Genomic DNA, 13282 nt, shown 5'->3' with positions numbered 1-13282 from the left:
GCCAGGCGCCGGCATATAACCGGTGCCTGGCTTTTTTTCTGCATAATTGATTTCGCCCGCCAACCCGGCTTTTGCTCCGTTACAATACTATTATAAAGGAAGAAGGCGGTGTCCGATGATGCAGGATAACCCCGCTGCTATTTTCATTACCGGCTATAAACCAATAGGAGGCTAGCGCGTGCTGAAATTATTCGAATACAACTGGCAAGTACGGCAAGATTGGTTCGACTGGTGCAGGGACGTTCCGGAAGAAGAACTGCTCAAGAAGCGGACAGGCGGGGTCGGCGGCATTCTGCACACCTTATTTCATATTATAGATGTGGAATACAGCTGGATTTGCGGGCTGGAAGGGAAACCGGAATTTAAGGAACCTTTTGATGCCTATGCCAGCCTGAAGCAGGTGATGGATTTATCCGCGGAGTTTCACAAGGAAGTCCGCCCTTTCACAGCAGCTTGGACCGAGGATATGGAGCAAAAGGTATTAACAGATACTTGGCCCAACGGGGAGAAGGTCAGCTTTAAATACGGGGAAATCATGCGGCATGTCATCGCACATGAAATTCACCATATCGGCCAGTTGTCCGTATGGTCGAGAGAGCTTGGCAAAGTGCCCGTAACGGCCAATTTTATCCGGCGGGGGTTGTTTTAATCCGGAATAACAAAAAGCAACAGCGGCCGTCTTCATGCTCAAGACGGCCGCTGTTTGCTTTTTGCTGGCTAAAGGGACGGAAGCTGCTTCACTGCCGCAGCCCCATCATATTGCCCGAAGCGTATTTGCGCAGTCCCGCGTAGAACAGCACAATACCGCCTGCGCAGAGCAGCGCTGATACGCCGGTCGCTCCGGCGAGAAACGCCGGGTTGACGTCCTTGATGAGCCAGACCGGCATGCCGCTGATGAATCCGGCCGGGATGACCGAAAACAGCACCAGACGGCCAAATCCTTTAAAGATGCCGGTCGGGTACGTGGCGAACGTGAGCAGGGCGTTAAACAGCTGGAAGCTTAACCCCTCCGTATTGCCCAGCCAAAAGGACAAACAGCCGGCAATGACGCAAAAAAAGATGAAGATAAGAGCGGAGACCGCAAGCGACAGTGCAAACTTGGCGATGCCAAGCAAGGATACATCCCCGAAACAAACAAAGATTCCAAGCCCAAACAAGATGTCCCCGATGGCGCTGACCGACATGCGGCTGATCAGCACGTTCAGCAGCACCGGCTTTGGCTGAGCCAAATAAATATCGAGCTGCCCCGTTGCAATAAGAGTTGCAAGCCTTGTCGCGTTGCCGAAAAACACCGACATGATGCCGAAGCCGGCTGACGCCACCGCCCACATCATCATCACATCCTGCAGCGTCCAGCCGTTCAGCACCGGGAAGCGCCCGAAAAACATGCCCCAAAAAATAATCCAGACGATGTTGTTGGCAATCATGGTGCCTACCGTCAACAGGAAGCTCGCGCGAAACTCCATCGCCCCTGCCAAATTCAGCTTCCAGCTTAACCCTATAAAACGGAGCAGCCGGCCGAACTTGCCCGGCTTGCCATATTCCGTTAGTTCCGCCCGTTTATCCGCCGTTAACATTCAGCTTTCGCACTCCTTTCCTGTATACGAGCCATACGGCTGTTCCGATAAGCGCCACCCACAGCAGCTGTAAGCCCAGCATGCCGGCAAGCGCATCCGGCTGCATAGCGACGGCCGTTTTGGCTGGAAAATAGACGATCGTTTGAAAAGGGAGAAAATGCCCGATCTGCCGGAGCTTTTCGGGAAACAGCTCCAGCGGCATCAGCATGCCGCCGACGGTAAACAATATTTTGTTATAAACAAATTCAAGCCCTCTTGTTTCCTCCACCCAAAACGCGCTTAACGCAACCAGCATGCCTAGCATGAAATTGACCGTAAATCCGCCGAACGCGATCAGCGGCAGCCACAGCAAACCGGCGCTGACAGGAGGAGAGCCGACAAGCAGCAGACCGACGGCGGAGCCAAGCGCCAGATTAATCACGAACCGGAGAGCTACCTCGCTCATATATTCCACGTAATGGAACGCCAGGAAGCTGACCGGACGGATCAGCTTAAACGCCACATCGCCGCTTTTGACTTCTCCTTCAATCCGGGTGCACAAGCTGGGCGTCGCAATGACCATCGACTCGGTAACGACGAGGTACCACATGATTTGCCGGAACGTATAGCCGCTGATGGAGGAGGAGCCTTCGCCATGAAATGTCGTCTGCCACAGCTGCATGAAAATATACAGGATCAGAATCAGGAACAGTGAGCGCACAAGGAAATCGGCGATATAAGCGAGCTGATTGCGAAGTGTAATTTTACCGATAAATAGATATTTGGACGGCTTCGACAAGCTGATCATTCGGATCATCCAAATGCCTCCTTTCCGTTAAACGTGGCGTACATTTGCGTAATGACATCCTCCATCGGCGGGTCCTGTGCGGTCATATCGACAATGCGGTGTGCCGCCATCAGGGCGGACAATACCGCCTCGATGCTTGTAAGCGCCGTATCTACGTTTAGCGTCAGCCGCGCTCCGTTCCGGTTTACAACCGATACGCCAGCAAGCTCCAGCTCTCCCGGATCTTCCTCCAGCACGAGCTGTACCGTTTTGTGCGTCAGAAACTGCTGCTTCATATCATCGACGCGGTCATCGTAGATAAGCCGCCCGTGATTGATGACAATAGCCCGGTCGCACAGCTTCTCCACATCGCCCGCATCATGGGAAGTGAGAAACACCGTCGTCCCTTCCTCCCGGTTCAATTCCAGAATCAGCTCCCGGATTCGCTGCTTCACGACGACGTCAAGCCCGATCGTCGGCTCGTCGAGAAACAGCGCCTGCGGGCGATGCAGCAGGGAAGCGGCAATCTCGCAGCGCATCCGTTCGCCCAGCGACAGCTTCCTCACGGCTGTATGCAAATACGGGCCGAGCTCGAATCGTTCGATCAGATCATCACGGCGCTGCAAATAGTCGCTTCTCCGCAGCTCGTAAATGCGGCTCATCAGCTCAAATGTGTCGATTGGCGGGAGATGGTACCAGAGCTGCGATTTTTGCCCGAATACCGAGCCGATCCGGTAAGCCAGCTTCGTCCGCTCCGTCCAGGGGCAGCAGCCAAGCACTTCGGCCGTGCCGGACGACGGGTGAAGAATGCCGGTCAGCATCTTGATGGTGGTCGATTTGCCCGCGCCGTTAGGACCAAGGAAGGCGACCGTTTCGCCTTGGGTTACGGAGAAGGTTATGCCTTCTACCGCTATTTTGTCGGCATATTGCGGATGAACCAGCGCCTTGAGGCTTCCGGCAATGCCGGCTTTCTTGTGTTTCAGCCGGAACGATTTCTCCAGCTGCTCAACCCGGATGGACATAACAGACAACTCTCCTTTATCGAGTGGATGATGAAACTTTGCTGCAATAAAGCGAAAAAGACCCCCGGTCCGTTTCGCCTAGTTGCAGGCGGAACTTTCCGAAGGTCTTTTATTCTTTACGGTGTAGCTTAACTGCCGCAGCAGCAAGCCGGCTTCGCTTGGTTCGCCATCCCGATGGAGTCGGATCCCTAGAAGCCCTTCCGAATATAGATTTCCCATATATTAACATGATATGTCAGGTGTGGCAATCGCTTTTTTCGGCGTAAAGATGGATTGCATCCTATGGCATTACTGACTATGATTGCTATATGGAAGGTGCTTCCTCCGGCATGGATATGCTGATCGCGTATATGTTCCGGGGAGAGATACGGAGGCGGCGGCGCTTTGGCCGGAATTGTTTTTTTACGGTTTGGAGGATAAGGAATTGAGAAAAAAGAGATTTTCGCTCAAAAGCGAATGGGTGCTCCCGGCGATTGCGCTTGTGGTGCTTATCGTTACGCTGTTTGCACAACCATTGGTTGGCGTAGCCGATAACGGGGATTTTCTGCGGCTGATGTCGGCGGCCGGCATTGATTACCCGAATCCCGATGAAAGCTACAAGGACCGGTATTTCGGCTACGCGCATTCGGAATACGGCTACGGTCCGTTCCAGCTGGGCAGATACGTATCGCTGCAGGTGCTGCTGGTGCTGCTGGCCGGCGGCATCGGCCGGCTTATCAATCCGCATGTGTTTGACATCCGCGTTTTATCGGGCTTGTATTCGGTCTTGTTCCTGGCTGCTTTATATTTGGCGGCCAAATATTTCAAGCAGCGCTCGGTCCCGGCCAATACGGTGCTAGTCGCCGTGCTTGCATTTGTATTTTTGGATGTCGCTTATATTGCGTACTTTAACTCCTTTTTTGGCGAACCGGTCACGTTTATTTCCATGCTGCTGGCATTTGGAGCGGCGGCGGGCGTGCTCCGGGCGAAAAAGCCAAGCGGCTGGCTGCTTGCGCTGTTTTTTACGGCAGCCGCCTTTATCGCGTGCACCAAGCTGCAAAATGCGCCGATCGGCCTTTTGTTTGCATTATTTGGTTTGCGGCTGCGCGTAGTCCGTCCGGACAACAAATGGCGCAAAGGCGCGCTTGCCGGCATTTGCGCCCTGCTGCTTGCATCGGTTGCGATGTATGCAGCGGCGCCGCAAGGCTTCAAGCATGTGAACCTGTACCAGACGATCTTCTTCGGCATCTTAAAAAACTCGCCGCATCCCGCGGAAGATTTGAAGGAGCTTGGCCTGCCGCAAAAATTTATCGTCAACGCAGGGACCAACTATTTTCAGAAGGATACGGTCATCAAGCAGGATGATCCCGAGCTGTCGTCCTATTTGGACAAGCTGAGCCACAAAGATGTCGTGTTGTATTACTTGAAGCATCCTTCGCGTTTTGTTGATAAAATGCGTGCCGGCGCCGCGAGCAGCATGTCGATCCGTCCTTATTATCTCGGCAGCTACGACAAGTCGGCGGGCAAGCCGTACGGTGCAATAGCGTATAAGCTGAGCGGCTGGAGCGAGCTGAAGCATAAGCATATGCCGGACAGCCTGGCCTTCCTGGCATGGTTTTATGCGGTTTATTACGCAGTGCTGCTGGTGGAATATGTGCGGAGCAATCTGCTCAAAACCAAAATATTTATCGAATTGTTTGCGCTGCTTGGGCTTGTTGGGCTGGCTGCCTTTTCGATTCCGCTCGCAGGCGACGGCGAAGCCGACCTGGGCAAACATTTGTTTTTGTTTAATGTATGCTTTGATATGATGGCATCGGCGGCTGTCGTATACGCCGCTTCCAAACTGATCAAGCTGGTGTACAAGCGGTAATAGAAGCGCCAAGATGCGCTTTCCGCGCTCCCTCGCCATTAATGCGGGGGAGCGCTTTTTTTATATGCGGCCGGCGTCGTACCGGTCAGCTTCTTGAACATGCGGTGAAAATGCGGCAGCGTCTCGAAGCCGCAACGTTCGGCGATTTCCCGGATGCCGGAATCGCTTTCGGCACGGAGGAGCTCCTTGGCGCGGATAATCCGCTTCGTAGTTACGTAATCGGTGACGTTCATGCCTGTCAGCTGCTTGAATACGCGGGAAAAATGCGCCGGCGTCACGGAGGCGCGCTCCGCCAGACTCGTCAGAGGCAAGCTGGCCTCCGGCTGCTCGTCGATATGGCGCAATATGTCCCGGATCCAGGGCGGGCCGATAACCGCAGCGGAGGCAGCCCCGGCTTCCCCCGGAGGCACGATGCTGCGGCCAAGCTGCAGCAGCAGCCGCTCAAGCAGGAGCAGCATAGCCTGCCGGTATCCTTGCTGCTCCTGCTTCCGTTCCAGCGCCATATCGTCAAGCAGCTGCTCCATAGCGGACTGTTCAGACGCAGGAGGCTCGTATTTGTAGCTTTTATATTTTTTGGCATGCTGCAGGCAGCTTAAATAAGAGAATTGGCCGTCCAGCTGAGGAACCTGCACAAGGGAGGTGCTGAAAAAAACGGCGGTTGTCGTTACCGGCTCCTCCGGATCGGGAAACGCCTGATGGATCGTGTTGCCGGGAATAAGGAACAGGCTGCCGCTCCGCATGTCGTACAGCGTCTGGTCGATAAAAAAAGTCCCTTTTCCTTCATGGACATAGACGATTTCATGCCAGTCATGCAGATGATCGGGCAGCTCGGTTTTCATGTTTTTGCGCTGGCGATAGTCGTAATCGAACGGAAAGGCGGAACCGGCTTCAAAAGGCTTGCGGGCAAATTTCATCGGACAGCTCCTTTGGGATATGAATATCAAATAAGAGTATAAATATGCTGGATTACGCTATTTTTAAGTCGGAATTTGGCTTTTATAATAAAAAGTATAACATAAGGTGCTGCGACTGAAACGGAAGGATGAGTTGTAATTGAAAATAGATTCGCATCAGCATTATTGGCAAATCGGACGGGGGGATTACGGCTGGATCAAGCCGCATAACGCCGTTTTGCATCAGGATTATATGCCCGGGCAGCTCGAGCCGGAACTCGCCGAATGGGGTTTGATCATACCATTCTTGTTCAGGCGGCGCCAACGCTTGCCGAAACGGCGTTTATGCTGGAGCTGGCGGAGCGTACTCCTTCTGTAGCGGGAGTGGTCGGCTGGCTTGATTTGCTGGACCCGGACCATCTGCTGCATTATGAGCGGTTCAGCCGCCACCCGAAATATGCGGGCTTCCGGCTGATGATTCCGTCTGGTGAAGAAGCGCTCAGCCCGGCGTTTATCGATGCGCTGCGGCAATATGAGAAGCTGGATGTGCCGGTGGATCTGCTGCTCGTTTCCGACCAGCTGGACACGCTGGCAGCCTTGATGGAGCAGGTGCCGAACTTGCGCGGCGTCATTAACCATTTGGCCAAACCGCGTATTGCCGAAGGCATCGTAGAGCCGTGGCGGGCGCAAATGAGCAGGCTGGCCCGCTATCCGCGCTTGTACTGCAAGCTGTCCGGCCTGGTGACGGAAGCGGACCATGCCAGCTGGAAGCCGGAGCATTTTACCGCTTATATCGGGCATGTGCTGCATGAATTCGGCCCGGACCGGGTCATGTTCGGAAGCGACTGGCCTGTTGCGCTGCAGGCGGCGACGTATAAAGAAGTAGTGGAGCTGCTGCACAATGCGCTTCCTCCCGGCTGGGATACGGCAAAACTGTTTGGACTAAACGCAAAGGAGTTTTATAAACGATGACACCTTTACGATCGCAATGCCTTTCGGAGCAGGATTTGCTCGCTTATGAAGCTGTACGGCAAAGCCCGGTCACTGTGCTGCAGGTTGGGGAAGGCAATTTTTTGCGCGGATTCGTGGATTGGATGCTGCAGCAAAGCCGGGCGCAAGGGCTGTTTAACGGCAGCGTCGCCGTAACGCAGCCGCGCCCCGGCGGCAAAGCGAAAATCGAGACGCTGGCGGCGCAGGACGGATTGTATACGCTGGTCGTCCGCGGTCTGGAGAACGGCCAGCCGGTGGAACGCCAAGAGATCATCTCCGTTATTCGCGAAGCTTTTGACCCGTACGGGAATTGGGACAAATGGGAGAGCTGCGCAGCAAGCGCCGAGCTGAAGTTCGTTGTGTCGAACACGACGGAAGCCGGGCTGCAGTACCGTCCGGAGCCGCTGAACGAAGGGCAGCCGATCCAGTCGTTCCCGGGCAAAATCGCCTACTTGCTGCATAAGCGGTTCGAAGCGTTTGGCGGCAGCCCGGAAGCGGGGCTTATTTTCCTGCCGTGCGAGCTGCTGGACCGGAACGGGGACGAGCTGAAGGCTTGCGTGCTGCAATACAGCGACGATTGGGGTTATTCGGAGGAGTTCAAAGCATGGGTCGTAAGCAGCAACCGGTTCCTGAACTCGCTGGTCGACCGGATTGTAACGGGTTATCCGGCGGAGCAGGCGGAAGGCTGGTTCGAAGCGTGGGGTTATGAGGATCACATGCTGAATTCGGCGGAGCCGTACCATTTGTGGGCGATCGAAGGCGAGCCGGAGCTGGATGAGCTGCTGCCGCTGCGCAAGGCAGGGTTGAATGTGCATTGGGTGAATGATTTGAAGCCGTTCCAGCTGCGCAAGGTGCGCATTCTGAACGGCGCGCATACGCTGATGACGCCGCTGTCGCTGGTGCTGGGGCTGGAGCAGGTGAGAGAAGTTATGGAGCATCCGGAACTCGGCCGATGGATCCGCGAGGCGGTCGAGCAGGAAATTATTCCGTCGATGCCAATGGACCGGGAGGAGCTTGAAGCGTATGCCCATGACGTCTACGACCGGTTCCTCAACCCGTTTATCCGCCACCGCCTGTACGATATTGCGATGAACAGCATCAGCAAGTTTAAGGTCAGGCTGCTGCCTTCGCTGCTTCATTACGAGACAGCGGGAGGGCGGCCGCCGCAGCGGCTTGTCCGCGGTTTTGCCGGCTTGCTGCGTTATTACAAAGTGTCGCAGACGGCGGACGGCGGCTACGCCGGCACCGATTTGCAAGGCAAGGCGTATACGGTCCGCGACGATGCAGAGGCGCTTGCCGCGCTCGCAGAAGAGTGGGCGCGTCCGGGCCAGACGGTTGCGCAGACGGCGGAACGGCTGCTGTCCCGCGCCGAAGTATGGGGGCAGGATTTGTCGCGCTGGAGCGGACTTGCGGACGCGCTTGCGGCTGAACTCGCCGCATTGGAAGGAGCGGCGGTTCATGAATAGCTGGGTGCGCCTGAACGATAAGGACCATGTTGTTATTGCGCTGCAGCCTTTGCAGGCCGGCGGCAAGCTGGAGCTGGAAGGCGGCGTTACGCTCACGCTGCTCGATGATGTGCCGAAAGGGCATAAGGTGCTTGCCTCTGCCGTCAAGCAAGGCGAGCATATTCTGAAGTTCGGCTACTCAATTGGCGTAGCCAAAGCGGACATTCCGGCGGGAAGCTGGGTTCATACGCATAATATGAAAACCGGCTTGTCCGGCATTCTGGACTATACGTACGAGCCTTCCGGCGCTGCTGAGCGGGAGCCTTCCGCAGATCCTGTATATGCATCCCGAACCTTTAACGGCTATGTCCGCTCGAACGGGGAAGCAGGCATCCGGAATGAGATTTGGATCATTAACACCGTCGGATGCATCAACAAAACATGCGAAATCATCGCCAGGCGGGCGGATCAAATATACCGCGGGCAGGTCGACGGCGTGTACCATTTTGCCCATCCGTTTGGCTGTTCGCAGCTGGGGGACGATCTGACGCATACGCAAAAGCTGCTGGCTGCGCTTGTGAACCATCCGAATGCCGGAGGCGTGCTTGTCATTGGGCTTGGCTGCGAAAACAATCAAATCGACTCGTTCAAGGAAGCGATCGGCGAATACGATCCGAACCGCGTAAAGTTTATGCGTTCGCAGGAGGAAGAAGACGAGATCGAAGCGGCTCTGGAGCGGATCGACGAGCTTGCCGCGTACGCTTCTGCGTTTAAACGCGAGCCCGTTCCGGCATCCAAACTGAAGCTGGGGCTGAAATGCGGCGGTTCCGACGGCCTCTCCGGCATTACGGCCAATCCGCTCGTCGGCTCGGTGGCGGACCGTCTCGTTGCGGCGGGCGGCACGGCGATCCTGACCGAGGTGCCGGAAATGTTCGGCGCGGAGACGATTTTGATGAACCGTGCGGCGAATGAGCGGGTATTTGGCGACATCGTCCATTTGATCAACGATTTCAAGCAATATTTTCTCCGCCATAACCAGGAAATTTATGAGAATCCTTCGCCGGGCAACAAGGCCGGCGGCATCAGCACGCTGGAGGAGAAGTCGCTTGGCTGCACGCAGAAGGGCGGACATGCGATCGTGACCGATGTCGTCGCGTACGGCGAGCGGGTATCGAAGCCGGGCTTAAACCTGCTGGAAGCGCCGGGCAACGATCTCGTATCGGTAACGGCGTTGTCGGCCGCGGGCGCGCATATCGTATTGTTTACGACCGGCCGCGGGACGCCGTTTGGCGGTCCGGTGCCTACCGTCAAAATCGCAACGAACAGCGAGCTTGCCCAGCGCAAAAAAAACTGGATCGACTTTAACGCCGGCCGCCTGCTGGAGGACAAAAGCATGGAGGAGCTGACCGACGAGCTGTGGGACCAAATTTTTGCGTTGGCCTCGGGCGAAGCGGAAACGCATAACGAGCGCAACGGTTTCAAGGAAATCGCCATATTCAAGGACGGCGTTATGTTGTAACGATCCTGTTCGCCATTATTGTTGCTGTTTAGCATGGCCTGTGCATGGCAAAAAAATACCGGCAAATGAAACAACGGCGGCCGCAGGAATAGTTATTCTGCGGCCGCCGTTTCGCTTTTAAGGCGGTTCTTTATTCAAGTTTACCCCTGCCCGCCGCTGCAGTGGCGCGCATTACGATTTCCCTTTAACGGAATGGCGGTTAGCTAAAAATATTGCCGGAAGGAATGAAGCGGCTGTAAATCCGGCCGACCACCAGAATGCGAGCTGATAGGCATGGGCGATGGAATGCGCGGCTGTTCCGCCCGTCAATTGATGCGCGATAACGGTCGCCAGAACAGCCGAGCCGAACGCGCCGCCAATCGTCTGAAAGATCCGTGTCGAAATGCTTGCATGAGGAATTTGCTCCTTCCGCAGCCCTTCATACGCTGAAACCATGATCGGGATTAATATGCCGTTTAAAGCTGCTCCGCGCACCAGTTGCGCCGCACCCAGCAAGTAGTAGCTTGTATCCGTTCCCGCGAAGGCAAACGGTACAGTAGCCGCCAGCGTCACGCCGAGACTGGCTAATACGATATTGCGGGAACCGATCCGATCCGCCATTCCTCCGATCCAGCTCCTTGTGAGAAGCATTCCGACCCCTTGCGGAATTAAGAGAAGCCCTGTCGCCAGCACAGTTTCTCCGCGGACCTGTTCGTAATAAAGCGGCAGCAGCAGAAGCGCCCCGTTCATCACCATGCCCGATAGAAACAGCGTAATATTAGACGCCAGGAAATTCCGGGAACGGAATAAATGCAAATCGACCAGCGGAGAACGGTTTGCCCGCAAAGCGTATACGATGTAGGCAGCCATCAGGACCAGCCCGGCCGCCAGAGGGACAAGCACGCCTGCAGAGGACAACCCTCCGTGAGAGCTGATTTTCGAGATGCCGTATATTAATCCTGCGAACGCAGGCGACAATAGAAGCAGACCGATGGCGTCAAGCTTTGGTTTGCTTTTGGCCGTTTCGTCTTTCGGAATATGTTTCCAGGACAGCCAGAGTGCAATTAGCATAATTGGAATGTTCACGTAAAAAATCCAGCGCCAGCTCATATTGTCCATCAAAAGCCCGCCAATGACCGGTCCAAGAATCGGTCCAAGCAGCGCCGGTATGCTAATAATCGAAATCAGCCTTCCGAGACTGCGTCCGCCTGCGGATTGCACAAGCACATTTTGCATCGTCGGAACGAGCAGACCTCCGCCAATCCCTTGAACCAGGCGGAAGCCGATCAGGCTGCCGGTGTTCCAGGCCAGCGAACATAAAATCGAAGAGATTAGAAACACCCACAGCGAAAAGATATATACTTTTTTTCTGCCAAAGCGCTGTATCGCCCAGCCCGAAACCGGAACCGTCAGCCCCATCGCCAGCACATAACCTGTGATTACCCATTGAATGGCAGACACGGTGCTATGCAAGTCGATTGCAAGCGAGTTGATGGCTACATTGACCATCGTTGAATCCAGTTGGGAAGCGATCGCGCCAAAAACAAGAATAAGTGCGACTTTTAATAGGCCCGGGTCGATTTTTTCTTTGGGAGGCGTAGTAGTCTCCGCTTGAGTTTTAGCCATTCCAGTTCACCTCTTCGCTATTTAAGGTACAGTACGTACCGTACCTTATTTCAATACAATATTATAATTCTAGCGAAAATGCAATATACTATTTACAGGAAAGAGGCATTGCCAGATGAAAAACATTGCGGGAGAAGGAACAACATATGTCGGAACAGTCCCACGAGCACAACTCCAATAAAGAGAAACAACAAACAACGGGATCGCGGAGGCGCGGAGAGGTTCTGGAGAACGCCATTCTGCAGGCGGCATGGGAGGAATTGCGGGAGACCGGTTATGCCAAGCTGACGATGGAAGCGGTCGCCGTCCGGGCGAAAACGAATAAGACGGCTGTCTACCGAAGGTGGCCGAGCAAGGCGAAACTGATCGTGGCCGCCATCATGAAGCATTTGCCCAAGCCTTCCTTTGACGCGCCCGATACGGGAAGCTTGAGAGAGGACGTACTCGATCTGCTGAATCGGATCATCAAGCCGGTACAAATGATTGGGGCCGAGACGATTCACGGCTTGCTGATTGAGTACCACGGAGACGATCTGCCTGCCAAGCTGACGCTGCCGCCGCGGTCGAAAGATCCGCTCGCGATCGCGATGAAAAACATTTTGCAGAACGCCGAGAAGCGGGGAGAAGTAACGCTCGCAGGTCTGCCGGAACGTGTCATAGCCCTTCCCGTCGACCTGCTGCGGTTCGAGCTGCTTACCACGCATACGCCGCTGACGGATGAGGCGGTTATCGAGATTGTCGATGTCCTGTTTCTGCCTCTTGTACAAAAGCAAAACAAACAAGGCTGATCCGGTTTCCCGGATCAGCCTTGTTTGTTTTGCTTTTGGCCATGGCATGAGCGGCCCTCCCGATGCTGGCCATCGGTATCGCTGCGCGAATACCAGCGGCCGGTCCCCGCAGGAGACAGCTTCGCTTAATAAAACGTCCGCATCTCACGGACTTTAAGCGAGAATCGCTGCAAAATAGCTCTGACTTCGGCGTAATCTTCTTTTTCTACCGCCCGCAGCAAGCTTTCGTTAAACGGCGTTGCGCTGTAATGCGGCGCATCAGGCGTTTTGTGGTAATTGACCATCGCAAACACAGCGGCTTTATTAAACGGTCCTTCAAGCGCCTTCAGCATCGCAACATTTGCGATATTGGAAATAAAGCAGCGCGTAAAATTCAGGTTGCACTGCACATACGCTGCGTAATCGCCGGATTTTGTAGCGGCCTCTTGGCTTCGGAATATGTCCTGCAGCCGGGCAAGCTCTTTGAATCCTTCTGTCTCCATCAGCGACGCGGCGTATAGCTGCGCGGCAAGGATCAGCTCCAGCAGCTCGATGGATTCCCGGTAGGAAACCTCCTTCACCAGCACGCCTCTTTTTTGCAGCGACTGGACAAGTCCGTCCGATTCCAGCCGCGAAATCGCGACGCGAACCGGTGTCCTGCTCATCCCCAATTCTGAAGCAATATCATTTTCCGAAAGCATCGTCCCCGGCAAAATATGCCCGTCGATCAGTTGAAGACGGAGGTGACGGTACGCCGTTTCTACTAATGTGGGTGCTCCTTCTTTCATAACGTGAACCTACGTCCTTTCCTGCTTCCATTTTTCCGTTACCTGTGTGGCTAGTATAAAA

At 54.9% G+C, this 13282-nt stretch carries 12 protein-coding genes; 6 read left to right on the top strand and 6 right to left on the bottom strand.

The window, feature by feature from the left end; translation table 11 throughout:
• Positions 1 to 178 precede the first annotated feature (178 nt).
• A complete protein-coding gene (locus ET464_RS11540) occupies positions 179 to 649 on the top strand; it encodes a DinB family protein (RefSeq protein WP_129441032.1) in 471 nt (156 codons plus the stop codon).
• A gap of 88 nt (positions 650 to 737) precedes the next feature.
• Here the strand turns inward: ET464_RS11540 and ET464_RS11535 are convergent, their stop codons facing one another.
• The 3 genes from ET464_RS11535 to ET464_RS11525 are packed head-to-tail and all read right to left on the bottom strand — an operon-like array spanning position 738 to position 3365.
• Positions 738 to 1577 carry an ABC transporter permease gene (locus ET464_RS11535; protein WP_129441030.1) on the bottom strand — a complete coding sequence of 280 codons (840 nt, stop codon included), beginning with the start codon at positions 1575 to 1577 and terminating at the stop codon, positions 738 to 740.
• Positions 1561 to 2373: an ABC transporter permease gene (locus ET464_RS11530; RefSeq protein WP_244226510.1), complete on the bottom strand. Its 813-nt coding sequence runs from the start codon at positions 2371 to 2373 to the stop codon at positions 1561 to 1563. The genes ET464_RS11535 and ET464_RS11530 overlap by 17 nt, the downstream gene beginning before the upstream one ends.
• Entirely contained in the window at positions 2370 to 3365 is a 996-nt protein-coding gene (locus ET464_RS11525; RefSeq protein WP_129441028.1) for an ABC transporter ATP-binding protein, read from the bottom strand. Before ET464_RS11525 ends, ET464_RS11530 begins: the two co-directional genes overlap by 4 nt.
• Before the next feature lie 424 nt (positions 3366 to 3789).
• Between ET464_RS11525 and wsfD the strand changes: the two genes are divergently transcribed.
• Positions 3790 to 5214 (top strand): glycan biosynthesis hexose transferase WsfD, encoded by a 1425-nt coding sequence (gene wsfD, locus ET464_RS11520; protein ID WP_129441026.1) that lies wholly within the window; start codon positions 3790 to 3792, stop codon positions 5212 to 5214.
• Positions 5215 to 5252: 38 nt separating this feature from the next.
• Here the strand turns inward: wsfD and ET464_RS11515 are convergent, their stop codons facing one another.
• Positions 5253 to 6128: an AraC family transcriptional regulator gene (locus ET464_RS11515; RefSeq protein ID WP_129441024.1), complete on the bottom strand. Its 876-nt coding sequence runs from the start codon at positions 6126 to 6128 to the stop codon at positions 5253 to 5255.
• Positions 6129 to 6392: 264 nt separating this feature from the next.
• Here ET464_RS11515 and ET464_RS11510 point away from each other — a divergent pair, with 264 nt between their 5' ends.
• From ET464_RS11510 to ET464_RS11500, 3 genes are read left to right on the top strand one after another with little or no spacing between them, the layout of a single operon-like run.
• The gene (locus tag ET464_RS11510) at positions 6393 to 7079 is read left to right on the top strand and encodes an amidohydrolase family protein (protein WP_341869691.1); all 687 of its coding nucleotides are present in this window, start codon (positions 6393 to 6395) and stop codon (positions 7077 to 7079) included.
• Positions 7076 to 8563: a tagaturonate reductase gene (locus ET464_RS11505; RefSeq protein ID WP_129441022.1), complete on the top strand. Its 1488-nt coding sequence runs from the start codon at positions 7076 to 7078 to the stop codon at positions 8561 to 8563. Before ET464_RS11510 ends, ET464_RS11505 begins: the two co-directional genes overlap by 4 nt.
• Positions 8556 to 10061 carry a UxaA family hydrolase gene (locus ET464_RS11500; RefSeq protein WP_129441019.1) on the top strand — a complete coding sequence of 502 codons (1506 nt, stop codon included), beginning with the start codon at positions 8556 to 8558 and terminating at the stop codon, positions 10059 to 10061. The genes ET464_RS11505 and ET464_RS11500 overlap by 8 nt, the downstream gene beginning before the upstream one ends.
• 171 nt (positions 10062 to 10232) lie before the next feature.
• Here ET464_RS11500 and ET464_RS11495 read toward each other — a convergent pair whose 3' ends face one another.
• Complete coding sequence (locus tag ET464_RS11495) at positions 10233 to 11666, bottom strand: MDR family MFS transporter (RefSeq protein ID WP_129441017.1); 1434 nt, start codon at positions 11664 to 11666, stop codon at positions 10233 to 10235.
• Positions 11667 to 11812: 146 nt separating this feature from the next.
• Between ET464_RS11495 and ET464_RS11490 the strand changes: the two genes are divergently transcribed.
• A complete protein-coding gene (locus ET464_RS11490; RefSeq protein WP_129441015.1) occupies positions 11813 to 12454 on the top strand; it encodes a TetR/AcrR family transcriptional regulator in 642 nt (213 codons plus the stop codon).
• Between the two features lie 125 nt (positions 12455 to 12579).
• Here ET464_RS11490 and ET464_RS11485 read toward each other — a convergent pair whose 3' ends face one another.
• Positions 12580 to 13221: a GntR family transcriptional regulator gene (locus tag ET464_RS11485; RefSeq protein WP_129441013.1), complete on the bottom strand. Its 642-nt coding sequence runs from the start codon at positions 13219 to 13221 to the stop codon at positions 12580 to 12582.
• Between the last annotated feature and the right edge of the window lie 61 nt (positions 13222 to 13282).

Source organism: Paenibacillus protaetiae, assembly GCF_004135365.1.
In the GTDB taxonomy this organism is placed as follows: Bacteria; Bacillota; Bacilli; order Paenibacillales; family Paenibacillaceae; genus Paenibacillus_AP; species Paenibacillus_AP protaetiae.
This window is presented reverse-complemented; position numbering and strand designations above follow the sequence as displayed.

Bases quoted from the DNA above. Each gene is read 5' to 3' on its own strand.
- ET464_RS11505 (WP_129441022.1), top strand. From the start codon at position 7,076: ATGACACCTTTACGATCGCAATGCCTTTCGGAGCAGGATTTGCTCGCT.
- ET464_RS11530 (WP_244226510.1), bottom strand. From the start codon at position 2,373: ATGATCCGAATGATCAGCTTGTCGAAGCCGTCCAAATATCTATTTATC.
- ET464_RS11485 (WP_129441013.1), bottom strand. From the start codon at position 13,221: ATGAAAGAAGGAGCACCCACATTAGTAGAAACGGCGTACCGTCACCTC.
- ET464_RS11515 (WP_129441024.1), bottom strand. From the start codon at position 6,128: ATGAAATTTGCCCGCAAGCCTTTTGAAGCCGGTTCCGCCTTTCCGTTC.
- ET464_RS11500 (WP_129441019.1), top strand. From the start codon at position 8,556: ATGAATAGCTGGGTGCGCCTGAACGATAAGGACCATGTTGTTATTGCG.
- ET464_RS11495 (WP_129441017.1), bottom strand. From the start codon at position 11,666: ATGGCTAAAACTCAAGCGGAGACTACTACGCCTCCCAAAGAAAAAATC.
- ET464_RS11510 (WP_341869691.1), top strand. From the start codon at position 6,393: ATGGGGTTTGATCATACCATTCTTGTTCAGGCGGCGCCAACGCTTGCC.
- ET464_RS11525 (WP_129441028.1), bottom strand. From the start codon at position 3,365: ATGTCCATCCGGGTTGAGCAGCTGGAGAAATCGTTCCGGCTGAAACAC.
- ET464_RS11535 (WP_129441030.1), bottom strand. From the start codon at position 1,577: ATGTTAACGGCGGATAAACGGGCGGAACTAACGGAATATGGCAAGCCG.
- ET464_RS11490 (WP_129441015.1), top strand. From the start codon at position 11,813: ATGTCGGAACAGTCCCACGAGCACAACTCCAATAAAGAGAAACAACAA.